At 62.5% G+C, this 22,918-nt stretch carries 26 protein-coding genes; 15 read left to right on the top strand and 11 right to left on the bottom strand.

Annotated elements, in window-relative coordinates; translation table 11 throughout:
- Positions 1–188: 188 nt before the first annotated feature.
- Positions 189–1,751: an alkyl hydroperoxide reductase subunit F gene (ahpF, locus tag ACM6IP_RS25440; RefSeq protein ID WP_414862550.1), complete on the bottom strand. Its 1,563-nt coding sequence runs from the start codon at positions 1,749–1,751 to the stop codon at positions 189–191.
- A gap of 121 nt (positions 1,752–1,872) precedes the next feature.
- Entirely contained in the window at positions 1,873–2,436 is a 564-nt protein-coding gene (gene ahpC / locus ACM6IP_RS25435; RefSeq protein ID WP_095168453.1) for an alkyl hydroperoxide reductase subunit C, read from the bottom strand.
- A gap of 261 nt (positions 2,437–2,697) precedes the next feature.
- Here ahpC and ACM6IP_RS25430 point away from each other — a divergent pair, with 261 nt between their 5' ends.
- A complete protein-coding gene (locus ACM6IP_RS25430; protein ID WP_414862549.1) occupies positions 2,698–3,750 on the top strand; it encodes a DNA-binding protein in 1,053 nt (350 codons plus the stop codon).
- On the opposite strand, the gene gorA is transcribed toward ACM6IP_RS25430, so the two are convergent.
- Together gorA and galU are read right to left on the bottom strand one after the other, a co-directional pair.
- Complete coding sequence (gorA, locus tag ACM6IP_RS25425) at positions 3,747–5,105, bottom strand: glutathione-disulfide reductase (protein WP_159995518.1); 1,359 nt, start codon at positions 5,103–5,105, stop codon at positions 3,747–3,749. The two genes, ACM6IP_RS25430 and gorA, sit on opposite strands and share 4 nt — an antisense overlap.
- Before the next feature lie 129 nt (positions 5,106–5,234).
- A complete protein-coding gene (gene galU / locus ACM6IP_RS25420; RefSeq protein ID WP_095108460.1) occupies positions 5,235–6,074 on the bottom strand; it encodes a UTP--glucose-1-phosphate uridylyltransferase GalU in 840 nt (279 codons plus the stop codon).
- A 211-nt stretch (positions 6,075–6,285) separates the two neighbouring features.
- Here galU and ACM6IP_RS25415 point away from each other — a divergent pair, with 211 nt between their 5' ends.
- Both ACM6IP_RS25415 and ACM6IP_RS25410 read left to right on the top strand, forming a co-directional pair.
- A complete protein-coding gene (locus ACM6IP_RS25415; RefSeq protein WP_159995516.1) occupies positions 6,286–6,474 on the top strand; it encodes a hypothetical protein in 189 nt (62 codons plus the stop codon).
- Positions 6,475–6,611: 137 nt separating this feature from the next.
- Entirely contained in the window at positions 6,612–6,893 is a 282-nt protein-coding gene (locus tag ACM6IP_RS25410; protein WP_095168460.1) for a hypothetical protein, read from the top strand.
- A gap of 11 nt (positions 6,894–6,904) precedes the next feature.
- Here the strand turns inward: ACM6IP_RS25410 and ACM6IP_RS25405 are convergent, their stop codons facing one another.
- The 4 genes from ACM6IP_RS25405 to ACM6IP_RS25390 form a co-directional block, all read right to left on the bottom strand.
- Entirely contained in the window at positions 6,905–7,135 is a 231-nt protein-coding gene (locus ACM6IP_RS25405) for a hypothetical protein (protein ID WP_095168462.1), read from the bottom strand.
- A gap of 91 nt (positions 7,136–7,226) precedes the next feature.
- Positions 7,227–8,150: a c-type cytochrome gene (locus tag ACM6IP_RS25400; RefSeq protein WP_414862548.1), complete on the bottom strand. Its 924-nt coding sequence runs from the start codon at positions 8,148–8,150 to the stop codon at positions 7,227–7,229.
- Positions 8,147–8,794 carry a c-type cytochrome gene (locus ACM6IP_RS25395; RefSeq protein WP_414862547.1) on the bottom strand — a complete coding sequence of 216 codons (648 nt, stop codon included), beginning with the start codon at positions 8,792–8,794 and terminating at the stop codon, positions 8,147–8,149. Before ACM6IP_RS25395 ends, ACM6IP_RS25400 begins: the two co-directional genes overlap by 4 nt.
- Positions 8,795–9,034: 240 nt before the next feature.
- Positions 9,035–9,385, bottom strand: a complete 351-nt coding sequence (locus ACM6IP_RS25390; protein WP_414862546.1) for a hypothetical protein — start codon at positions 9,383–9,385, stop codon at positions 9,035–9,037.
- A 209-nt stretch (positions 9,386–9,594) separates the two neighbouring features.
- On the opposite strand from ACM6IP_RS25390, the gene ACM6IP_RS25385 reads away from it, so the two are divergent.
- The 5 genes from ACM6IP_RS25385 to ada all read left to right on the top strand — a co-directional run bounded on the left by ACM6IP_RS25385 (position 9,595) and on the right by ada (position 12,791).
- The gene (locus ACM6IP_RS25385; RefSeq protein ID WP_095168468.1) at positions 9,595–9,897 is read left to right on the top strand and encodes a DUF1883 domain-containing protein; all 303 of its coding nucleotides are present in this window, start codon (positions 9,595–9,597) and stop codon (positions 9,895–9,897) included.
- Positions 9,898–9,931: 34 nt separating this feature from the next.
- Positions 9,932–10,102 (top strand): hypothetical protein, encoded by a 171-nt coding sequence (locus ACM6IP_RS25380; protein ID WP_095168470.1) that lies wholly within the window; start codon positions 9,932–9,934, stop codon positions 10,100–10,102.
- Between the two features lie 110 nt (positions 10,103–10,212).
- Positions 10,213–10,977 (top strand): 2OG-Fe(II) oxygenase, encoded by a 765-nt coding sequence (locus ACM6IP_RS25375; protein WP_414862545.1) that lies wholly within the window; start codon positions 10,213–10,215, stop codon positions 10,975–10,977.
- Positions 10,967–11,644, top strand: a complete 678-nt coding sequence (gene alkB / locus ACM6IP_RS25370) for a DNA oxidative demethylase AlkB (RefSeq protein ID WP_414862544.1) — start codon at positions 10,967–10,969, stop codon at positions 11,642–11,644. The genes ACM6IP_RS25375 and alkB overlap by 11 nt, the downstream gene beginning before the upstream one ends.
- A gap of 85 nt (positions 11,645–11,729) precedes the next feature.
- Positions 11,730–12,791 (top strand): bifunctional DNA-binding transcriptional regulator/O6-methylguanine-DNA methyltransferase Ada, encoded by a 1,062-nt coding sequence (gene ada, locus ACM6IP_RS25365; protein WP_414862543.1) that lies wholly within the window; start codon positions 11,730–11,732, stop codon positions 12,789–12,791.
- Here ada and ACM6IP_RS25360 read toward each other — a convergent pair.
- A complete protein-coding gene (locus ACM6IP_RS25360) occupies positions 12,788–13,246 on the bottom strand; it encodes a GyrI-like domain-containing protein (protein ID WP_414862542.1) in 459 nt (152 codons plus the stop codon). The two genes, ada and ACM6IP_RS25360, sit on opposite strands and share 4 nt — an antisense overlap.
- A 164-nt stretch (positions 13,247–13,410) precedes the next feature.
- Here ACM6IP_RS25360 and ACM6IP_RS25355 point away from each other — a divergent pair, with 164 nt between their 5' ends.
- From ACM6IP_RS25355 to ACM6IP_RS25325, 7 genes are all read left to right on the top strand, one after another.
- Entirely contained in the window at positions 13,411–14,475 is a 1,065-nt protein-coding gene (locus tag ACM6IP_RS25355; RefSeq protein WP_095168478.1) for an NAD(P)H-dependent flavin oxidoreductase, read from the top strand.
- Between the two features lie 254 nt (positions 14,476–14,729).
- Positions 14,730–15,497 carry a molybdate ABC transporter substrate-binding protein gene (gene modA, locus ACM6IP_RS25350; protein ID WP_095168480.1) on the top strand — a complete coding sequence of 256 codons (768 nt, stop codon included), beginning with the start codon at positions 14,730–14,732 and terminating at the stop codon, positions 15,495–15,497.
- Positions 15,498–16,178: a molybdate ABC transporter permease subunit gene (modB, locus tag ACM6IP_RS25345; protein ID WP_159995503.1), complete on the top strand. Its 681-nt coding sequence runs from the start codon at positions 15,498–15,500 to the stop codon at positions 16,176–16,178.
- A 3-nt stretch (positions 16,179–16,181) separates the two neighbouring features.
- Complete coding sequence (modC, locus tag ACM6IP_RS25340) at positions 16,182–17,270, top strand: molybdenum ABC transporter ATP-binding protein (protein WP_414862541.1); 1,089 nt, start codon at positions 16,182–16,184, stop codon at positions 17,268–17,270.
- A 67-nt stretch (positions 17,271–17,337) separates the two neighbouring features.
- The gene (locus ACM6IP_RS25335) at positions 17,338–18,375 is read left to right on the top strand and encodes a DNA topoisomerase IB (RefSeq protein WP_095168486.1); all 1,038 of its coding nucleotides are present in this window, start codon (positions 17,338–17,340) and stop codon (positions 18,373–18,375) included.
- Positions 18,376–18,519: 144 nt separating this feature from the next.
- The gene (locus ACM6IP_RS25330; RefSeq protein ID WP_414862540.1) at positions 18,520–20,172 is read left to right on the top strand and encodes an ABC-F family ATP-binding cassette domain-containing protein; all 1,653 of its coding nucleotides are present in this window, start codon (positions 18,520–18,522) and stop codon (positions 20,170–20,172) included.
- A gap of 249 nt (positions 20,173–20,421) precedes the next feature.
- Positions 20,422–20,652 carry a hypothetical protein gene (locus ACM6IP_RS25325; protein ID WP_095168489.1) on the top strand — a complete coding sequence of 77 codons (231 nt, stop codon included), beginning with the start codon at positions 20,422–20,424 and terminating at the stop codon, positions 20,650–20,652.
- A 45-nt stretch (positions 20,653–20,697) separates the two neighbouring features.
- Here ACM6IP_RS25325 and ACM6IP_RS25320 read toward each other — a convergent pair whose 3' ends face one another.
- Positions 20,698–21,669: an XdhC family protein gene (locus tag ACM6IP_RS25320; protein WP_095168491.1), complete on the bottom strand. Its 972-nt coding sequence runs from the start codon at positions 21,667–21,669 to the stop codon at positions 20,698–20,700.
- Position 21,670: 1 nt separating this feature from the next.
- A complete protein-coding gene (locus tag ACM6IP_RS25315) occupies positions 21,671–22,918 on the bottom strand; it encodes a c-type cytochrome (RefSeq protein ID WP_414862539.1) in 1,248 nt (415 codons plus the stop codon).

The raw sequence follows: 22,918 nt of genomic DNA, 5'->3' as shown, positions 1-22,918 counted from the left end.
TGTGGGAGCGGGCTCGCCCGCGATGGCGGTGTGTCAGGCAACATCGATGTTGGCTAGCCCGCTCCCACAGTGGTTTTGGCTGCCCACACAACCTGTGTGGGAGCGGGCTTGCCCGCTATGGCAGTGGGTCAGGAAACATCGATTTTGGACGGGCTCACTCGCAAAAGACAGAGGGGCACCGCTGTGGTTTAAGCCGGGGCCGAGGTGCGGATCAGGTGGTCGAAGGCGCTCAACGAAGCCTTGGCGCCCTCGCCTACTGCAATCACGATCTGCTTGTACGGCACGGTGGTCACGTCACCGGCGGCAAACACCCCGGGAATCGAGGTTTCACCGCGGTTATCGACGATGATCTCGCCTCGTGGCGACAGCTCGACAGTGCCTTTGAGCCAATCAGTGTTCGGCAGCAGGCCAATCTGCACGAAGATGCCTTCGAGCTCGACGCTCAGGGTCTCACCGGACTGACGATCCTTGTAACGCAAGCCGTTGACCTTCTGGCCGTCGCCAGTGACTTCAGTGGTTTGCGCACTGGTGATCACGGTGACGTTCGGCAGGCTGTGCAACTTGCGTTGCAAGACCGCATCGGCGCGCAACTGCACGTCGAATTCCAGCAGAGTCACGTGGGCAACGATCCCTGCCAGGTCAATGGCTGCCTCGACCCCGGAGTTGCCGCCGCCGATCACGGCCACGCGCTTGCCCTTGAACAAGGGGCCGTCGCAGTGCGGGCAGTAGGCCACGCCCTTGTTGCGGTATTGCTGTTCACCCGGCACGTTCATTTCGCGCCAACGGGCGCCGGTGGCCAGAATGACCGTCTTGGCCTTGAGGGTAGCGCCACTGGCGAATTTGACCTGGTGCGGTTCGCCGTTCTGGCCTGGCACCAGGGCATCGGCCCGCTGCAGGTTCATGATGTCGACGTCGTACTGCTTGACGTGTTCTTCCAGGGCCACCGCCAGTTTTGGTCCTTCGGTTTCCTGTACGGAAATGAAGTTTTCAATCGCCATGGTGTCCAGCACCTGACCGCCGAAACGCTCGGCGGCAACGCCGGTGCGAATGCCTTTACGGGCCGCGTAGATCGCGGCCGACGCACCGGCTGGGCCACCGCCCACCACCAACACATCAAAGGCTGGCTTGGCGCTGATTTTCTCGGCCTGGCGCTCGATGCCGCTGGTGTCGATTTTCGCGAGGATTTCTTCCAGGCCCATGCGGCCCTGGCCGAAATTCACACCATTGAGGTAAACGCTGGGCACGGCCATGATCTGGCGCTCGTCGACTTCGGCCTGGAACAGCGCGCCGTCGATGGCGACGTGATGAATATTGGGGTTGAGCACTGCCATCAGGTTCAACGCCTGGACCACGTCCGGGCAGTTCTGGCAGGACAGCGAAAAGTAGGTCTCGAAGTGGAACTCACCCTTGAGCGAGCGGATCTGTTCGATCACTTCGGCACTGGCCTTCGAAGGGTGGCCGCCGACTTGCAGCAGGGCCAGCACCAGCGAGGTGAATTCGTGGCCCATCGGGATGCCGGCAAAACGCAGGCTGATATCGGCCCCTGGGCGGTTGATCGAGAACGATGGCGTGCGTGCATCGGCACCGTTGTCGAGCAAGGTAATTTGGCTGGAAAGACTGGCAACGTCTTGCAGCAATGCGAGCATTTCCTGGGATTTCGCACCGTCATCGAGGGAGGCAACGATCTCGATCGGCTGGGTGACCCGTTCCAGGTATGACTTCAACTGGGCTTTAAGATTGGCGTCCAACATACGGGCGATCTCCTTTGTTCAATTCTAAAAAAAACGCCCGAGCGAATCTCGCCCGGGCGTCTTGAGGGCGGTGCAGCTGACTTAGGTGCGGCGTACCGCCCGGGTATCGCGAGTCACTGACTCAGATCTTGCCGACCAGGTCCAGGGACGGTGCCAGGGTGGCCTCGCCTTCTTTCCACTTGGCTGGGCAGACTTGGCCCGGGTGAGCGGCGACGTACTGGGCAGCCTTGATTTTGCGCAGCAACTCGGAAGCGTCACGACCTACACCGCCATCGTTGAGCTCGACGATTTTGATCTGGCCTTCAGGGTTGATCACGAAGGTGCCACGGTCTGCCAGGCCAGCTTCTTCGATCAGCACGTCAAAGTTGCGGGAGATGACGTGGGTCGGGTCGCCGATCATGGTGTACTGGATCTTGCCGATGGCTGGCGAAGTGTTGTGCCAGGCTGCGTGGGCAAAGTGGGTGTCGGTGGACACGCTGTAGATCTCGACTCCCAGCTTCTGGAATTCGGCGTAGTTGTCGGCCAGGTCTTCCAGCTCGGTTGGGCAAACGAAGGTGAAGTCAGCCGGGTAGAAGAATACGACAGACCATTTGCCTTTCAGATCGGCGTCCGACACTTGTACGAAATCACCATTTTTGTAAGCGGTAGCGGTGAAGGGTTTAACTTGGCTGTTGATGATAGGCATCGTTGACTCTCCGTCAGGGGTTGAAAAGTTGATGAGGTGAATCCTACCCAACCGATCGCCTGATGGCTCATTGGCAAACCTGATGCCGCTCATTGGTTTTCGCTATTAGCCACCACTCTTAATAGAAGAAAACCGTCTCAGCGACGAAATGCCCTCGACCCGCCACACCGAGATCCGGCGCCGCCAATCGGTGCCGAGCCGCGTGATACACTCCGCCCCCATACAAAGTACGTACTACATTACGCAATAGCAGGAGAAAACATGGCTCGGGGCGGTATAAACAAGGCTGTAGTGCAGGCGGCACGCTTGGCGATCCTGGCGCGCGGCGACAACCCCAGCATTGATGCAGTACGTATCGAGATGGGCAATACCGGTTCGAAAACCACTATTCATCGCTACCTCAAGGAGCTGGATGACGAGGTTGCGGCCCGCCAGAGCGAGCCACAGGAACAGATCGATGACGAACTGACCGGGCTGGTAGCACGCCTGGCGCAACGCCTGAGGGAACAGGGCCAGGAGCGCATCGATCACGCCCAGGAAGGTTTCGAGCAAGCGCGCAAGGCGCTCGAAAGCCAATTGGCCGAAGCCCTGCAACTGCAGGCACAACTGACTCGCCAATTGGAGACCCAAGGCGCGACCCTGGCCAGTGAGTCCGCAGCCTTGCAAGACACCCGTGCGTCGCTACAGGGCGAACAGACTCGCAATGCCAGCTTGAGCCAGGCCCTCAGCGATTTTGAACTGCGCTTGAATGACAAGGATGAGCAGATCCGCTCACTGGAAGAAAAACACCTGCACGCTCGCGACGCCCTGGAGCACTATCGCGAGGCTATCAAGGACCAGCGCGAGCAGGAACAGCGGCGCCATGAAGGCCAAGTGCAGCAGATCCAGATGGAACTGCGCCAGGCCCAGCAAAGCGCCATGGTCCGCCAGGACGAGATCACCCAGCTCAACCGCGATAACGAACGCCTGCTGACCGAGAACCGCGGCACCGTGCGTGAGTTGCACCTGTTGCAGGATCAACTCAAGCACAACGAGACCCGCCAGGCCCAAGCCCAGGAACAGATCCGCCGCCACGAAGCCGAAGCCACCCTGTTGCAGGAACGCCTGCGGGTCGCAGTGCTGGAAAGCACCAGTGCCAAGCAGGCAGCCGCCGAGCAACTGCACGCCAACGCGGAGCTGGAACTGCGAGCCGCTAGCGCCGAAGCCAGCCTGCAGGCACTGCATCTGGCGGTGGCCACGCAAGCTGCGCTGGAGCCGGCGCCGGTCCCGGTTCCGGTTCCAGGCCCGGCTTCTAAGCAGTCGAAAAAACCTTAACCGGCCACTGGCGTGCGCATGGTGACGAACTCTTCGGCGGCCGTCGGGTGCACGCCGATGGTTTCGTCGAAGTCGCGCTTGGTGGCGCCGGCCTTCAAGGCAATCGCCAGGCCCTGGACGATTTCGCCCGCCTCCGGACCGACCATATGGCAACCCAGGACCTTGTCGGTCTTGGCGTCGACCACCAGCTTCATCAGCGTGCGCTCCTGACACTCGGTCAGGGTCAGCTTCATCGGCCGGAACCGGCTTTCAAAAATCTGCACCTCATGGCCTGCCTCGCGGGCCTGTTCTTCCGTGAGGCCAACAGTCCCGATGTTCGGCAAGCTGAACACGGCGGTCGGGATCATCTGGTAATCCACCAGGCGATACTGCTCGGGCTTGAACAGACGACGCGCAACAGCCATGCCCTCGGCCAGGGCCACCGGCGTCAGTTGCACGCGACCGATGACATCGCCAATCGCCAGGATCGACGGCTCAGCGGTCTGGTACAGCTCGTCGACCTCGACGAAGCCTTTCTGGTCGAGCTTGACCGCGGTATTTTCCAGCCCCAGGTTATCCAGCATCGGCCGCCGTCCGGTCGCATAGAACACGCAATCGGTTTCCAGCTTGCGGCCATCCTTGAGGGTCACGCTCAGGCTGCCATCGGCTTGCCGGTCGATGCGCTCGATGTCGGCATTGAACTGCAGGTCCATGCCACGCTTGGTCAGCTCCTCTTGCAGGTGCTTGCGCACCGCACCGTCGAAGCCGCGCAGAAACAGGTCACCGCGATACAGCAAGGAAGTCGACGCGCCCAGGCCGTGGAAGATCCCGGCGAACTCGACGGCGATGTAACCGCCACCCACCACCAGCACACGCTTGGGCAGGGTCTTGAGGAAAAACGCCTCGTTGGAACTGATGGCGTGCTCGGCCCCGGGGATCTGCGGGATCTGCGGCCAGCCGCCGGTCGCGATCAGGATATGCTTGGCACTGAAGCGCTCACCATTGATCTCTACGGTATGGGGCGCGACGATCCGGGCGTGGCCTTCATGCAGGGTCACGCCGCTGTTGACCAGCAGATTGCGATAGATACCGTTGAGACGGTTGATCTCGCGGTCCTTGTTGGCGATCAGCGTCGCCCAGTCGAACTGCGCCTGGTCCAGACTCCAGCCGAAGCCCGCAGCCTGCTCGAAGTCTTCGGCAAAGTGTGCGCCGTACACCAGCAATTTCTTCGGCACGCACCCCACGTTGACACAGGTGCCGCCCAGATAGCGGCTCTCGGCCACGCCGACTTTCGCGCCAAAACCGGCGGCGAAGCGTGCCGCGCGTACACCGCCGGAACCGGCGCCAATCACATACAGGTCAAAATCGTAGGCCATTTCTATCTCCTCGGCAGGGCACCAGCATACCTGCTGGCGCAGTGCGGGTCAGCGCCGCGAACAATACGCGCTTGAAAAATGAAAAAGCCACCAGAAGGTGGCTTTTCAGAACGGGACGCCCAGACGTTATCAGTACGCCTTGCCCGTCTTGTAGAAGTGCTCGAAGCAGAAGTTGGTCGCTTCGATGTAGCCTTCGGCGCCGCCGCAGTCAAAACGGGTGCCCTTGAACTTGTAGGCAATCACGCAACCGTCTTGCGCCTGTTTCATCAGGGCGTCGGTGATCTGGATCTCGCCACCCTTGCCCGGCTCGGTTTCTTCGATCAGCTTGAAGATGTCCGGGGTCAGGATGTAACGACCGATGATGGCCAGGTTCGACGGCGCATCTTCAGGTTTTGGTTTTTCCACCATGTTGCGCACGCGGTACAGGTCGTCACCGATCAGGTCACCGGCGATCACCCCGTACTTGTGGGTTTCCTGCGGGTCGACTTCCTGGATCGCGACGATGGTGCAGCGGTACTGCTTGTACAGCTTGACCATCTGGGTCAGGACGCCGTCACCTTCCAGGTTGACGCACAAGTCGTCCGCCAGCACTACGGCGAAGGGTTCGTCGCCGATCAATGGACGACCGGTAAGGATCGCGTGGCCCAGGCCCTTCATTTCGGTCTGACGGGTGTAGGAGAACGAACATTCGTCTAGCAGTTTACGGATACCGACCAGGTACTTCTCTTTGTCGGTGCCCTTGATCTGGTTTTCCAGCTCGTAGCTGATGTCGAAGTGGTCTTCCAGGGCGCGTTTGCCGCGACCGGTGACGATCGAGATTTCGGTCAGGCCAGCGTCCAGTGCTTCTTCGACGCCGTACTGGATCAGTGGCTTGTTCACCACCGGCAGCATTTCTTTAGGCATGGCCTTCGTCGCTGGCAGGAAGCGAGTACCGTAACCGGCTGCTGGGAACAAGCATTTCTTGATCATAAAAGTCCTTGAAAGGGCTGTGTGTACGAGTTTCGGCGCAGTCTAATCAGGCGGCGTGCACCTTACAATGCCCCGCACTGGCTAACCGATGCCATCATAGAGAAATAATCTTGAGGATAGTTCCGCAAAGGCTTCACTTTAGACCAGGGAAGACCCTCAGGCACATTTACCGCTATCATTAAGCAATTGAACCAGCCAACGAGGCAGATAGATGTCGGCAGCAAAAAGCGTGAACGGTTACCTGATCAACAAGGCCAAAGACGGTCAATGGTGGGTCGACAGTGCCGGTGGCGAAAACATCGCCGGGCCTTTCCCCACTGAAGCCATGGCTATTGAAGTGGCGTCGGTGCTGCAAGACACCCCGCCCGCTCCCAAGCGTCGAGGGGCCAAGCCCGAGTAAGGTGCCTGGTCAAACAGCCCTGCCCTGTGCAGGGCTTTTTTGTGTTTGCCTGTACCGAAATGGCCATTCGCTATAACCTCTCGCTACCAGGCCTTCTCTGCGCCTGACGCCCCTCCCCCCCTGATGGCAACGATCCGATGAAAATAACCCTGGCTGTGATGGCGGTACTGGTCTTGAGTGGTTGTGCCACGGCGTCCAAGACGTATCTGGACGATGGCCAGCAAGGCTTGTCGATCGATTGTTCGGGCGAAGCCAATTCCTGGGCCACCTGCTACGAAAAAGCCGATGCGTCCTGCGCCGGTACTGGCTACAAGATTGTCGGCACCGAGGGTACGCCAGCGCTCAAGGAAAGCGACAAGACCCTGGGCGCGGATGTTGGCAACTTCAAGAGTCGCAGCGTAGTGGTGGTGTGTAACTAGGCTCTGGGCCGTTACATGTGAATTTCCGCGAACTTGATGCCCAGGCCGCGTACGGTCTCGACCAGGTCATCCAGATGGGTGAAGGACTCGACCTCGTCGTTGTCGTCCACCAGGAAAAAACTGCGTCCTGCACTTTTCTTGAAAAACACGATCCATTCCCCCGGGGTCGCCGGATTCTGGATCACATGGGTGGCAGAGATGTGACCCTCTGCATGCCGCTCTCGGACTTGCTCACGCTTCATTGCCTGCTCCATTGATGCCAATGCCGCCCAGGGCCCGATGCTGCTCAACCGGCATCGCGCCCAGGACGGCATTGTGTCGTTGGACGACAGTTTACCGGATGCCTTGGCCAATCAGCACGCCATCAACGGTTTGCCCATACAGATTGACCCCATCGTTGGCATGGAACTTCACTCGGGTCTTCTCTACGGAGCCGTCGATCAGCCGTGGGTCCTGAGGCCGTTCATGGCTGTTGATGAACGCCGCCACGTCCCACGCCTGCTGATCGCTGAGGCTCTGCGCCTTGCCCAGGGGCATGTTGTATTGAATGAACGACGCCGCGGTATTGATGCGGTGCATGCCCGCTCCCCAGTTGTAGGAGTCCTTACCCCAGAGCGGCGGCATCACGTAGTCCTGGCCGACTTTCTGTCCCTGGCCGCTGTCGCCGTGGCACACCGCACATTGGGCGTTGTAGACCTGTGCGCCCTGGGCGATGTCGTAGCCCTTGGCCGGTTGCTTGACCTCCGGATAACCGCGCCCGGGCAGTTCGACGCCAATCGGTGCCTTGGTCGCCAGCCAGTAGGCATAAGCCGACAACGCGCTGATTTCCGGGCCGTCGGCCGCTGGCGGCTTGCCGTTCATGCTGAACTCGAAACAGCCTTGCAGGCGCTCGGCGAAGGTATTGACCTTGTCGTTTTTCTTGCGATACGCCGGGTACATCGGGTAAGCCCCCCACAACGGCGCAGAGTTGGGTAACCGGCCCTGGTCCAAGTGGCAGTTGCTGCAATTGAGGCCATTGCCGACATACGCCGGGGCCTGGCGCTTGGTGTCGACAAACAGGCTGTGGCCCTGGCGCACCAGCTTGCCAAACGCGTTGTCCGGCAACTCATGCTCGGCCGGTGCCTGGAAATACTCGACTTTTGCGCTAGTGGCTGCCGGGATCTTCAGTTCGGACTGATCGTCCATCACGGTCTGGGCGGCATACCCGTTGAGACTGGCCAGTGCCAGGGCCAATGGGGCGAAGGATAGGAATTTCATGGCTTGGCCTCCTGGCTGCCCAGTGTCGCAAAGTAGTCGGCGACCGCCTTGATTTCGTCCGGGGTCAGGGATTTGGCGATGTGCCCCATCAGATCATTGGGGTCGTTGTGCCGGGTGCCGTCACGCCAGGCGTTCAATTGCCCGACCAGGTAACTGGCCGACTGCCCGGCCAGTGGCGGAAACGCCGTGCCCACGCCCACCCCACCGGGGCCGTGACACATCACGCACTCGGGAATCTGCCGGTCCCAGGCACCGCGCAAGGCCAGCCGCGCGCCCGGTTCTGTCGGCGTGGTGTTGCGTGTCACTTGCGGGGTGGCCGGCGCGGGCATGGCCGCCAGGGTGCTGGTAACCGCCTGGATCTCGCCTTCGCTCAGCGCCTTGGCCAGCGGCTGCATCACCGGGCTGACCCGCGAGCCACTGCGAAAGTCCGCCAGTTGTTTACTCAGGTACCCCGCCGACAAACCGGCCAGCCGGGGAAATCCGGCGGCCGGCATGCCCATGCCATCGGCACCATGGCAGGCAAAGCAGGCAGTAGCGGCAGGCAACGCACCACCCTGGGTATAGATTTTCTGTCCGTCGTCGGCATTCACGACGCTGACAGCAATGAGCATCAGGCTGCTCAATACGGTCGGTTTGAAATCCATCTCTAACCCTCTTTTTCTAGTTATAAGCTTAGACTTAGTTTGCATAAGCATATAAAGAGTAAGTGATTGTGACGGCTATCTCAACCGCCCAGGCAATGTGCGTCATCGTTGACGATCATCGTGAGCAGCCTCATTCCACAGGGTGTTCGGTGTCCGTCAATTATGTCCGGGCATAAAAAAGCCCGAGCCGGGAGGGTCCGGGTCGGGCTTGTGGGTGGCATGGCCGCTGGCTGTCCGGCCTTAGCCGGAAATGCACTCGTTGGCGGCAACCCCGATGTCACCCGGACGCATCGGCACATTGGACAGACTCTCGTGCAACTTGATGCTGCTGCCGCCGGAACGCTCTTCGATGTCGAACACCGCTGCCGGGTCGGTTGACAGCTTGCCGGGTACGATCACCCGCACCCCATCCTTGTGCGGTTCCATTTGCACCGCGCCCCGGCTCTTGGCCAGCTTCTCGGCGACACAGTTGGCATATTCCTGCGGCTTCTTCCCTGAAATCACGTTCATGGTGGGCGGGGTCTGATTGATGTCCGAGACTGTCGCACATCCACTCATCGCCAATGCCAGCAACAAAACGCCCTGCTTCATACAAATCCTCCAATAAAGACCCTCGGACAGCGCAAATGCGCTTTTTCTCCGGCCTGCCGTGCTTTATGGCGCAAATAATTGCGGATAACTGTTTTTAATTGTCAAACCGGCTCTCAGCGGTCCGCTTTTGCACAGCCTTCGCTGATAAACTGGGCCATCGTCCATGCTATCGTTTTGATTTGCTAGAAAAAGCCCTTCTGGAGGCGCCCATGAAATTTATCCACCAGCGCGAGCACCTCAACGAAGATGACATCGTCGTCATTCAATGCTCGCAAACCTGCAACATCCGCCTGATGAGCGACGCCAACTTCCGCAGCTTCAAGAACGGCGGTCGTCACTCTTACCACGGCGGCGCATTCGACACCTTCCCGGCGAGAATCACCGCACCCAGCACCGGTTTCTGGAACATCACCATCGACACGGTCACCAGCCGGGCGATCAGCGTGACCCGTAAGCCAACGCTGACCCACTCGATCAAGATCGTTCGCCGGTCCAGCTCCAAGTTCAGCTGACACCCCGCCCGCTCCGCGACAGACAGGTACACCCGTGACTCCAACGACCAAGTACGTCATCAAGTACAAACTCAACGGCGAGCGTCGCTTCGAGTTCGCCCAACTGGTAAATGGCACCGAAGACGAGGCCAAGGCCGCGCTGGCCGCGATCCATGGCGACAGCCCGGACGTGATCAGCGATATCAGCGTGAGCAAGGCGCTGTAAGCCGCCCGGCGCTCGGCAATACCTGCACAATTTGACCGCAAGCTGCGGAGTGTTGCCTCGTGTCGAGCGGCCCAGACTGGCCCTCCTCGACCTAGGCCCTGGAGCCGGCAATGCGCGCCTCTTCCCTGCATCCCCCTTTGCTCAACGACCTCGCCGCAGCGCACCAACCGTCGCTGCTCGAACGTATCGACAACCTGCCCTGGCCCTCACTGGAGCACCACCTCGATCAGGACGGCTGTGCCATCGTCCCCGGCCTGCTGGGTACCCGGGAATGCCAGGACCTGCGGGCGATGTACGACAAGCCCGGGTTGTTTCGCTCCCGGGTGGTGATGGCCAGGCACGGTTTCGGCCGTGGCGAGTATCAATACTTCGACTACCCGTTGCCCGAGCCGGTGCAGCCATTGCGCAGCGCCCTGTATGCGCGACTGGTGCCTTTGGCCAATCGCTGGCAGGCGCGCATGGGCTTGCCCGGCCGCTTTCCCCAGGCACATCCGGCCTTCCTGCAACGCTGCCATGACGCCGGCCAACAGCGCCCGACACCGCTGTTGCTGCAATACGCAGCGGGGGACTACAACTGTTTGCACCAGGACCTGTACGGCGAGCATGTATTTCCCCTGCAAGTGGCGATTCTGCTGTCAGCGCCCGAGTTAGACTTCACGGGAGGTGAGTTGGTGCTCACTGAACAACGCCCGCGGATGCAGTCACGCCCCATGGTGATGCACCTGGAACAAGGCGATGCGCTGATTTTTGCGGTGCATCAGCGCCCGGTGGCCGGGGTGCGCGGCGACTACCGGGTCAACCTGCGCCATGGCGTCAGTCGCCTGCACAGCGGTCAACGACATACCTTGGGAGTGATCTTCCACGATGCGCAGTGAGCCCTTGGGCCCGACCACCCTCGACCTGTTTGCCGACGCCGACCAGCAACCGGCGCGAACCGAACAGCTCGGCCTCCAGGCATTCGTGCTGCGCGGCTTCGCCCTGCCCTGGGTGCCGCGGCTGCTCGCGGCACTGGAGCAAACGCTGAAGGCGGCGCCGTTTCGCAACATGGTCACCCCCGGCGGCTTCACCATGTCGGTGGGCTTGAGCAATTGCGGTGCGCTGGGCTGGACCACTGATCGCAGCGGCTACCGCTACACCCCGCTCGACCCCGTCAGCGGCCTGCCCTGGCCGCCGATGCCGGAGGTGTTCCGGGAGTTGGCGCAATGCGCCGCGAGCGAGGCCGGTTTCGTCGATTTTGTCCCGGATGCCTGCCTGATCAACCGCTACCTGCCCGGGGCGAAGATGTCATTGCATCAGGATCGCAACGAAGGTTCCTACGAGCCGCCCATCGTCTCGATCTCCCTGGGCCTGCCGGCGATGTTCCTGTTCGGCGGCAGTCAACGCAGCGACAAGAGCCAGCGAGTGCCGTTGTTTCACGGCGACATTGTGGTCTGGGGCGGCGTCGATCGTTTGCGCTATCACGGGGTGTTGCCGCTCAAGGACGGCCTGCATCCGCAATTGGGTGCCCAGCGCATTAATTTCACCCTGCGCACTGCCGGCTGAAACTGCGAATTCAAGCGCAAGCCACCGAGTGCCCTGCGCCGTTGCAGCGGTTACCCTGAGGCAAATCTTCACGGGGTGGCGTGTCATGTCCCAAGCCAAACACAGTATCGAACAAGACCCGCGCTGGGCAGCGGTAGTGGCCCGCGACCCGCGCGCCGACGGGCAGTTCGTCTACGGGGTCAAGACCACCGGGATCTACTGCCGCCCCAGCAGCCTGGCACGCCTGCCCAAACCACAGAACGTGGTGTTCTTCGACACTGAGGAGCAAGCCCTGGCCGCGGGTTTTCGCGCCAGCAAGCGGGCCGCGGCGGACCAGTCCCTGGTCGCCACCCAGCATGCGACCCTGGTGGCTGCTGCGTGCCGGCAGATCGAGCAGGCCGAGAGCCCACCCAGCCTCGGCGAGCTGGCGGCCAGCGCAAACCTGAGCCCGTTTCATTTTCATCGGGTGTTCAAGGCCGTCACCGGTCTCACGCCCAAGGGCTACGCCACCGCCCAGCGTTCGCGGCGGGTGCGTGAACGGCTGGAGTCCGCCGACTCCGTGACCGCGGCGCTATACGACGCCGGCTTCAACTCCAACAGCCGCTTTTATGAATCTGCCGACCATTTGCTCGGCATGAAACCCAGCGACTACCGCGCCTCGGGGCAGAACACCGAGATCCGCTTTGCCGTCGGCCAATGCTCCCTGGGAGCAATCCTGGTGGCGCGCAGTGAACGTGGGGTGTGTGCGATTCTCCTCGGCGACGACCCCAACGCACTGGTCGAAGACCTGCAGCAGCGCTTTAGCCAGGCAACGTTGATCGGCGCCGAGCCGGACTTCGAGCATTGGGTGGCCCAAGTCGTCGGGTTTATCGAAGCGCCCGCCCTCGGCCTGGACTTGCCGCTGGATGTGCGTGGCACGGCCTTTCAGGAGCGAGTATGGATGGCCCTGCGCGAGATTCCGCCGGGCAGTACCGCCAGCTACGCCGAAATCGCCCAGCGGATCGGAGCGCCCAAGGCCTTTCGCGCGGTGGCCCAGGCCTGCGGCGCCAACCACCTGGCGGTGGCGATTCCCTGCCACCGGGTGGTACGCAGCGACGGCGAGCTCTCGGGCTACCGCTGGGGAGTGGAGCGCAAGCGGCAATTGCTCGCGCGGGAAAACCAGCCCTAGAAAATCCCGATGTGCACCGCCACGCTGTCGGGACCGGTGTAGGCCTCGAAATCAGTGGCGAAGCGGCGCTTGATCTGTGGATGCGCCTCAAAGTACTCCCACACCCGGCCCCAGGCCTCGATCACTGCGCCCGGCATCGCACCCTGGGCATCGAACACCAGGTATTGCCCGCCTTGCACCTCGATGCTTGGGTATTCAGTCGCGGGCTCACTGACCCTGACCCCGGCCAGCACATCAAACGAGCCGCTCGCGTCCGACTCATAGTTGCTGTACACGCCATACACCAGGGAGTCGGGGGTTTTACCCGGTATTTTTTCGTACAGGCCTTCGCTAAAAAAACGCCCCCACATCGGTCCGATACGCGCAGTAGCCGTCTGTTGCTCGGCCGCGTTGAGCGTGCGCACACGCAAACCCGACACATTAAACGGCAGCACTTCCAGTTGTTTGATGCTCATGAACCCATCCTCCTTGATCAAACAGTTAAAAATTCATCACCGACGTTACACGAGAAGTTTATGATTTTCGCCCTCGGCGACGGCTTCGACCCAAAGACCGCCAATGGCTGGCAGTTGAAGATGCCAAGCCCTCCCACCCGATTTTCAACCGGAGCGCACTGCTGATGAGCCAATGGCCAGACACTCGCATTCTTGACCTGCTCGGCATCGAGTTGCCGATCATCCAGGCCCCCATGGCCGGCGCGACCGGCTCGGCCATGGTCATCGAGGCCAGCAACGCCGGCGGTCTGGGCTCGATGCCGGCAGCGATGCTGAGTGTCGAGCAGTTGCGCGAAGAACTGACGATCATTGGCCAGCACAGCCAGCGCCCGTTCAATGTGAACTTCTTCTGTCATCAACCGCCGGTAGCCGACGAGTTACGCGCGCAGCAATGGAAACAGCTGCTGGAACCCTACTACCGTGAACTCGGGGTGGATTTCGAGGCGCCGACGCCGGTCTCCAACCGCGCGCCCTTCGACGCTGCCGCGTGTGCGGTGGTCGAGGAATTTCGCCCGAAAGTGGTGAGCTTTCACTTCGGCCTGCCGGAAAAATCCCTGCTCGAACGGGTCAAGGCCACCGGCGCCAAAGTGCTGTCGTCGGCGACCACGGTCGATGAGGCAATCTGGCTGCAACAGCATGGCTGTGATGCGATCATCGCCATGGGCTACGAGGCCGGCGGCCATCGCGGGATGTTCCTCAGCGAGGACCTGAGCAGCCAGGTCGGTACCTTGGCCCTGGTGCCGCAGGTGGTCGACGCGGTCAGCGTGCCGGTGATCGCTGCCGGCGGCATTGGCGATGCCCGCGCGATTGCGGCGGCGTTCGCCCTCGGCGCCTCGGCCGTGCAACTGGGCACCGCCTACCTGTTCACCCCGCAAGCCAAGGTCAGCGCCTCGCACTACCGCGCCTTGCGGACCGCCAAGGACAGCGACACCGCGCTCACCAACATTTTCACCGGGCGCCCGGCCCGCGGCATTATCAATCGGGTCATGCGCGAACTCGGCCCGATCTGCGCCCAAGCCCCGGCCTTCCCGCTGGCCGGTGGCGCGTTGCTGCCGTTGCGCGCCCAGGGCGAAGCGGACTTCAGCAACCTGTGGGCCGGCCAAGCCGTGCACCTGGGCATCGAACTGCCCACCGGCGAACTGACCCGGCGCCTGGCCGAAGAAGCGTTGGCCCTGCTGACCCGCCGCTAAGGTCCCGTAGCAGCTGCCGCAGGCTGCGTTGGGTTGGGTTGCGCAGCGACCCCCAGTGGGTATTGCCAAGTCCAATGAACGGCCTGCGGCCGTTAACGCAGCCTCGCGGGCTCGGCAGCTGCTACAAAGGCGCGGCGCGGCAAGAAAATTGTATACAACTTCGTGACCATCGCGCCTGGGAGAGTTCCGTTCGTCGCTGATTCGCTATATATTCAGCTATACAGCGTTTCACCACCCCCTCTCGGAGCCGCTTCATGACTATTCGTGTCTCACGTTTCGCACCTACTTGCCTGGCGTCCCTGATCGCCGTGTTGGCCCTGGGTTCGGCACACGCCGATGAGGTCCAGGTGGCGGTGGCGGCCAACTTCACCGCGCCGATCCAGGCAATTGCCGCCGACTTCGAGAAAGACACCGGGCACAAGCTGGTGGCCGCTTATGGCGCCACGGGCCAGTTCTATACCCAGATCAAGAACGGCGCGCCGTTTGAGGTGTTCCTGGCGGCGGACGACAGCACTGCGCAAAAACTCGAAAACGAAGGCGACATCGTCAAGGGCTCGCGTTTCACCTACGCCATCGGCACCCTGGCGCTGTGGTCAGCCAAAGCGGGTTACGTCGACGCCAAGGGCCAGGTGCTCGCCGACAACCAGTACCAGCACCTGTCCATCGCCAACCCGAAAGCCGCGCCCTACGGCCTGGCCGCGACCCAGGTCCTGGCCAAACTGGGCCTGACCGACAAGGTCAAGGCCAAGATCGTCGAAGGCCAGAACATCACCCAGGCCTACCAGTTCGTCTCCACCGGCAATGCACAAATCGGCTTCGTCGCCTTGTCGCAGATCTATAAAGACGGCAAAGTCACCGGCGGTTCGGCGTGGATCGTGCCGGCCGAGATGCATGATCCGATCAAGCAGGACGCAGTCATCCTCAACAAAGGCAAGGACAACCCGGCCGCCAAGGCCCTGGTTGACTACCTCAAGGGCCCTAAAGCCGCGGCCATCATCCAGTCCTATGGTTACCAGCTCTAAATGACCTTATCGAGTGCCGATTTCGCCGCCATCTGGCTGACCTTCAAGCTGGCGTCCCTGACGACCGTGATTTTGCTGATCATCGGCACTCCCATCGCGTTATGGCTGTCGCGCACCCGCTCCTGGTTGCGCGGCCCGGTCGGGGCAATCGTCGCCCTGCCCCTGGTGCTGCCCCCCACCGTCATCGGCTTCTACCTGCTGCTGACCCTGGGCCCCAACGGCTTTCTCGGCCAGTTCACCCAGGCCCTGGGCCTGGGCACACTTACCTTCAGCTTTACCGGCCTGGTGATCGGCTCCGTGATCTATTCCATGCCCTTCGTGGTCCAGCCGCTGCAAAATGCCTTTTCAGCGATCGGCACTCGCCCGCTGGAGGTGGCGGCGACCTTGCGCGCCAACCCTTGGGACACCTTTTTCACGGTGATCCTGCCCCTGGCGCGCCCCGGCTTCATCACCGCCGCAATTCTCGGTTTTGCCCACACCGTGGGTGAGTTCGGCGTGGTGCTGATGATCGGCGGCAACATCCCGGACAAGACCCGAGTGGTGTCGGTGCAGATCTACGACCACGTCGAGGCCATGGAGTATGCCCAGGCCCATTGGCTCGCCGGGGCAATGCTGGTGTTCTCGTTCCTGGTGTTGCTGGCGCTGTATTCCAGTCGCAAGACCAAAGCCGGCTGGAGCTGACCGATGAGCGACGCGATTCACGTACGCCTGCAACTGCACTACCCGGACTTTTCCCTGGATGTCGACCTCGACCTGCCCGGGCGCGGCGTGACTGCACTGTATGGCCACTCGGGTTCCGGCAAGACCACCTGCCTGCGTTGCATCGCCGGGCTGGAACGCGCCGAACAGGGCTTTGTGCAGATCAACGACGAAGTCTGGCAAGACAGCCACCACAAACGGTTCGTGCCTCCCCACAAGCGGGCGCTGGGTTATGTGTTCCAGGAAGCCAGCCTGTTTCCCCACCTGTCGGTGCTGGCCAACCTGGAGTTCGGCTGGCGGCGCATTCCTCGTGCGCAACGCCGGGTCGACATGGCCCACGCCACTGAGTTGCTGGGGATCGGCCACCTGCTCGATCGCCATCCGCAACACCTCTCCGGCGGTGAGCGCCAGCGCGTCGGCATCGCCCGGGCGTTGCTCACCAGCCCACGGTTGTTGCTGATGGACGAGCCCCTGGCGGCCCTGGATTCCCAGCGCAAAAGCGAAATCCTGCCGTACCTCGAACGGCTGCACGACGAACTGGAAATCCCGGTGCTCTACGTCAGCCATTCCCAGGATGAGGTCGCGCGCCTGGCCGACCATATCGTCCTGCTCAGTGCCGGCAAGGCCCTGGCCAGTGGCCCTGTGGGCGAAACCCTGGCTCGGCTCGACCTGCCGCTGGCCCTGGGCGACGATGCCGGCGTGGTGATCGACGGCCAGGTCAGCGATTACAACCTCGACTATCAACTGCTGACCCTGCAACTGCCCAACAGTCAATTGAGCGTGCGCGTGGCCCATCTACCGCTGGCCCTGGGCAAGCAACTGCGCTTCAAGGTCCAGGCCCGCGACGTCAGCCTGAGCCTGCACGCCGGCGAACAGAGCAGCATCCTCAATCGCCTGCCGGTGACGGTGGTCAGCGAAATTGCCGCCGACAACGCCGCCCATGTGCTGGTGCGCCTGGACGTCGCCGGCACACCCCTGCTGGCGCGCATCACACGCTTTTCCCGGGACCACCTGCAGCTGCATCCGGGCCAGGCGTTGTGGGCGCAGATCAAGGCCGTGGCCGTACTGGCGTAAACCCTTTGGCACGACCGCCGACGCCTGCGGTCAATGGCTATACCAGCCCGCCCAAGGACCCTGCGCCATGCCGGATCTCACCCCAGCCGACTCGCTGCCACCGGACCTGCACTATGTCGATGACACGCAGCCGGGCATCCGCCGCAAAATCCTGCGCGGCAAGTTCTGTTATCTCGATGTGGCTGGCCAGCGCATTACCGACCCCGCGCAAATCAAGCGCCTCAACGCCCTCGCCGTGCCTCCCGCCTACACCGACGTGTGGATCTGTGCCGATCCCCAGGGCCATCTGCAGGCCACCGGCCGCGATGCCCGGGGGCGCAAGCAATACCGCTATCACCCGCGCTGGCGCGAAGTGCGCGATGGCGACAAGTATTCGCGCCTGCTGGAGTTCGGCCTGGCACTGCCCAAGCTGCGCCGCCAGCTGGAGGCGCAACTGGCAAGCCCCGGCCATGGCCGCGACAAGGTCATGGCCACGGTCATCAGCCTGCTCGACACCACCCTGATCCGCGTCGGCAACAGCCAATATGCCCGGCAGAACCGCTCCTACGGCCTGACCACCATGCGCACCCGCCACGTGTCGCTGAACGGCAGCGCGATCGCCTTCCAGTTTCGCGGCAAGAGCGGCATCGAACACCAGATCACCGTCAAGGACCGGCGCCTGGCACGGATCATCAAGCGCTGCCTGGAACTCCCCGGGCAAGACCTGTTCCAGTACCTGGACGAACAGGGGCAACGGCGCACCGTGACCTCCTCGGACATCAACGCCTACCTGCATCAACTGACAGCGGGCGACTTCACCGCCAAGGATTACCGCACCTGGGCCGGCAGCAGCCTGGCCCTGTCAGCGCTGCGCGAGTTGCCCTGGGAGTCGGCGACCGACGCCAAGCAACACATCGTCGAGATGGTCAAGCGCATCGCCAAGGAGCTGGGCAACACCCCAGCCGTGTGCCGCAAGTGCTACATCCACCCCGCCGTGCTCGACAGTTTCCTGCTCGGCACCCTGGCGCAACTGCCCAAGCCGCGCCAACGCAAGCGTCTGAGCCGCGAAGAGGTCGGGCTGATGATGTTCCTGCAAACTCTCTCGCAAAAGCCACAAGACTTGTAAGGCCTTGCCGATCTACGCTAGGCTGGCCACCTTTCCTGCAGCAGGACGATCGTTCGCCGTGAACAACTAAGCCTTTCAAAAATGTATGCGCAACAAGCCGCCTCGGGCACTTGTTGGCCTTTTTCGACATTTTTTGGAGGTGCTATGACTCACGTCACGCGTCTGCCTGCACTCGTTACCCTGAACCAACTCAGCTTCCAGTTCGCCGATGGCGAGCACCTGTTCGACGCCCTGGATTTATCCCTCGACCAACGCCCGACGGCCATTGTCGGCCGTAACGGCAGCGGCAAATCGGTACTCGCCCGATTAATCAGCGGCCTGCTGCAACCCAGCGCCGGAACCTTGAACTGCCACGCCAGCGTCGCCTATGTGGCGCAGGAACCCCTGTGCGTCGACGGCCAGACCGTCGCCCAAGCAGCAGGCATAGCCAGTACACTCGATGCGCTGGCCCGCCTGGCTGCCGGCAATGCCTGCGCCCAGGACCTGGACGACGTCGCCGAGCGCTGGGACCTGGCCGAACGCTTTGCCTCCATGCTCGCCCAGGCCGGCCTCACCGGGCTGACTGCGCAACAGCCGATGGCCGCCCTCAGTGGTGGTCAACGTGCACGGATCGCCCTGATCGGCGCCTTGGTCAGCCAGGCCGAGTTGCTGGTGCTGGATGAACCGAGCAACCACCTGGACGCTTCCGGACGGCGCTGGTTGATGGCGCAACTGGCGGCCTGGCGCGGCGGCCTGATCCTGGTCAGTCACGACCGAAGCCTGCTCGACAGCGTGCAACGCATCGTCGAACTGTCGCCCTTGGGGGTACAGGTATTCAGTGGCAACTACACGGCCTACCTGCAACAGCGCACGGTGGTGCAAGCGGCGGCGCACGCGGCACTGGAGCACAGTCGCAACCAGCGCCGTCGAGAACTGCAACGCCTGCAGCGCGAACACGACACGATTTCGCGGCACGCCGCCGGGTCGCGCAAACACGCGCAGACCGCCAATGTCTCACGCTTCGAACGGGCCACCATGAAAGGCCGTGCCAGCGAGATCATGGGCCATGTGCGACAGGCCCACCAAGCCTGCAAAACCGAGCTCAACGCGCAGGTCCGCGAGGCCCATGCCCGAGTGATTCACGATGAGCCAGTGCTGATCCCCTTGCCCGGCACCGCGCTGCCCAACAGCCGGCGAGTCATTACCCTGGTGGCTGCGCAGTTGCCATGGCTATCCCGGCAAACGCCGGGCAGCCGGCTCGACCTGACGCTGGCAGGGCCGGTGCGGGTGGCGCTCAGTGGCCCCAATGGTTGCGGCAAATCGACCCTGCTGAAAATGCTCGCCGGGCACTGCGCCGCCGTCAGCGGCCAGTGCCAGACCCACGTACCCAGCGCCTACCTGGATCAACACCTGGCGTTGCTGGACCCCGAGCGCTCGGTGGTCGAGCAGTTGAATCTGCTGGACACCCCGCTGTCCGAAGGGGCGGTGCGCAGCCGCCTGGCTCACTTGCAGCTGGATGCCCGACGCGTGCACCTGCCCACGGGCCAGCTCAGCGGTGGCGAGCGCCTCAAGGCCGCCCTGGCGATCGCGTCGTGGGGCAATACCCCCGCGCAATTGCTGCTGCTCGACGAACCCACCAATCACCTCGACCTGGACTCCGTGCAGGCCCTGGAACAGGCCTTGCGCGGTTTTGTCGGGGCGCTCATCGCCGCCTCCCATGACGCCGAGTTTCTCCAGGCCCTGCAACCCACCCACCACCTGCACTGGACCGCGCACGGCTGGCAGTTGCAAGACGGCGGCCCGGTGCCGCCGGGCTGAATCAGGCGACGAACAGCACGTGGGGTTTTTGCAGGTTTGGCAACGGGATCTATAGTTGATGGGGGCAACAATCCCATTCTGTGGCGGGGTCTATACTTGCAGCGATGAGCCCGAGAACAACGCGGTTGATCAAGCCCCGCGCGTTATCGTTGACGTCCATCGCGAGCAGGCTCGCTCCCACAAGGTTATGCACCTGGCGAGCGTTGTGTTGTCCTTTGCCACGTTTCTCGACTAATGGAGGTGTTTTCCATGTCCGAAAAAGAGTCCATCACCACCCTGCTGACGTTGCTCGACTCGCGCCAAACGCGCCTGACGGCGGCGTGCAAGGAAATCGCCGATTGGGTCGACAAACATGACGGCCATCCGACGGCGATGAAAATCCGCGACCGCCTGCAAGATATCGAGAAGGACGCGCCGCTGATCCAGAACGCGCTGACCTCGCTCAAACCGCTGGATCGGCCCCTGCCACGCTTCCGCTGAGCCGAGCGCTTTGAGGGCCGTGTGTCGTTGGCTGACTGCCCTTGATCAGAGTTGATCGCGGGCAATACCGCTGCGAATCCGCAGAATGTCGGCCAGCACCGCCAAGGCGATCTCCGCCGGAGTCTTGCTGCCCAGGTTCAGGCCGATGGGTGCGTGAATCCGCGCCAACTCGGCCTCCCCCAGACCACCGATCCGGCGCAGGCGCTCGAAGCGTTTCTGCGAGGTTTGCAGGGAACCCATGACCCCGATGTAAAACGCCTCGGTGCGTACGGCTTCCATCATGGCCAGGTCGTCGATACGCGGATCATGGGTCAAGGCGACCACCGCCGTGTCGCTGTGGCAACCGCCCTGGGCAATGAACACCGATGGCAACTGACGGCGAATCTCCACATGCTCCAGCACCACTCCCTCCAGCACTTCCTCGCGCGGATCACAGAGGATCACCTCGAACCCCAGGCCGACCCCGAACTCGGCGCACGCATGCGCCACGCTCGAGTAACCGGCGAGCAACAGCCGTTGAGCCGCCCCGACACGCAACCGCACCCGATCGATTTCGCGCTCGATGCGTGGCCCGTGCTCGCGGTCGACCAACAGGCCGCGGGCACCACTTTGCAGGTCGACTTCACGGATCAGCCGGCGCTGGCCCAATAGCGCGGATTCCAGTTCACGCAGGTGCGCCTGGACTTCGCAATCGGGTTCGAGCCTTTCCACCAGTACATCCAGCAGTCCGCCACAGGGCAGTTTGACCTGGGAGCGCGGATCATCGCCCTCGCCGTAGCGCACCACGCTCACGGCCTCGGCAAACAAGCCTTCGGCCATGCGCTCGAGAAAATCGTCCTCGACGCAGCCACCGGACAGCGAACCGATCCAGTGCCCGCTGTCGTTGACCGCCAGCATCGAGCCCGGCGCGCGAGGCGCCGAACCGTAGGTGCTGAGCACGCTGCACAACCACACACGCTGGCCCGCGCTGGACCAGGCCAGCGCGCGCCGTATCACTTGCAGGTCAAGATGCTGCATGTCAGTGCGCCTTGTGCTCCGCGGGAGCCTCTGCCTTCAGTTGTTCGATCTGACTGATCAGCAGGTCAGCCGGTTGCCCGCCCCAGGCCTGACGCAGGTAGTTGATCAGGTCGGTGGATTGCTGCGTGCTCAACTTGTCGGCAAAGCCCGGCATCGGCTGCATGCGCTCGAAACCCGAGAACTGCTGCTCGCCAATCCCATCCTCGATCACCCGCAACAGGTTGCGTGGATCTTCCAGGCGCAAGGTGGTGTTGCCTTGCATCGCCACGGCGATGTGCGGTTTACCTTCACCATTGCCGCCGTGGCAGCCGGCGCAGACGTTCAGGTAGTCCTGGCGACCGCGCTGGGCGCTGGCAGTGAGCTGGTCCGGCGTGACCTCGCTGAGCACCTTGGGTTGCGGTGGCAACTCGCCCAGCAGGAAGGTGGCCATGGCCTTCAGGTCCGGGTCGCTGAGGTGCTGGGTGCTGTTGTGGAACACCGGGAACATCTCGTTGAACATCGTGCCCTGGGCGCTCATGCCATGCTTGAGGAACGAGCTCAGGTCCTGGTGGTTCCAGCCGCGAGCCGCCAGGTCATCGGCCAGCAGGCTCGGCGCCAGGTAGCCGTTGAGCAGGCCGCCGGTCATGCGTTTGTCCTGCTGCATGGCGCCGGGCAAGCCGCGCGGGGTGTGGCATTCGCCACAGTGACCGAGCACGTCGACCATGTACTGGCCGCGCTGCCACGCCTCGCCCTTGCCTTCGGCCGGGGCCAGCTTGACGTCCTTGCCGTAGAGCATGTTCCAGCCCATCAGGCCCAGGCGCACGTTGAATGGGAAGCTCAGGCTGGTAACCGGTGCCGCGCGATTGATCGGTGCGATGGTCTTGAGGTACGCGTGGATCGCGTCGGAATCGGCACGGGGCATCAGGTGATAGGAGGTGTACGGCATCGCCGGGTACAGGTTGGCACCGTCGCGTCGCTTGCCTTCGGTCAAGGCGGCGAAGAACTCGTCATCGCTGTACAGGCCGATGCCGTGCTCCTTGTCCGGCGTGATGTTGGTGCCATAAATGGTGCCGAACGGCGAGACGATTGGCAGGCCGCCGGCATAAGGTGCGCCACCGGGTGCGGTGTGGCAGGCCATGCAGTCGGCCGCCCGCGCCAGGTATTCGCCCTGCTTGACCTGCTGTGGGTCCGCTGCCAGGACCGCTTGGCTGGCCAGCAGCGCAACCGCTAGGCTCACGGCACTGGCAACGCCGCTAAGTAGTCGGTTCAT

Source organism: Pseudomonas sp. IT-P176 (genome assembly GCF_949767245.1).
GTDB lineage: Bacteria > Pseudomonadota > Gammaproteobacteria > Pseudomonadales > Pseudomonadaceae > Aquipseudomonas.
This window is presented reverse-complemented; position numbering and strand designations above follow the sequence as displayed.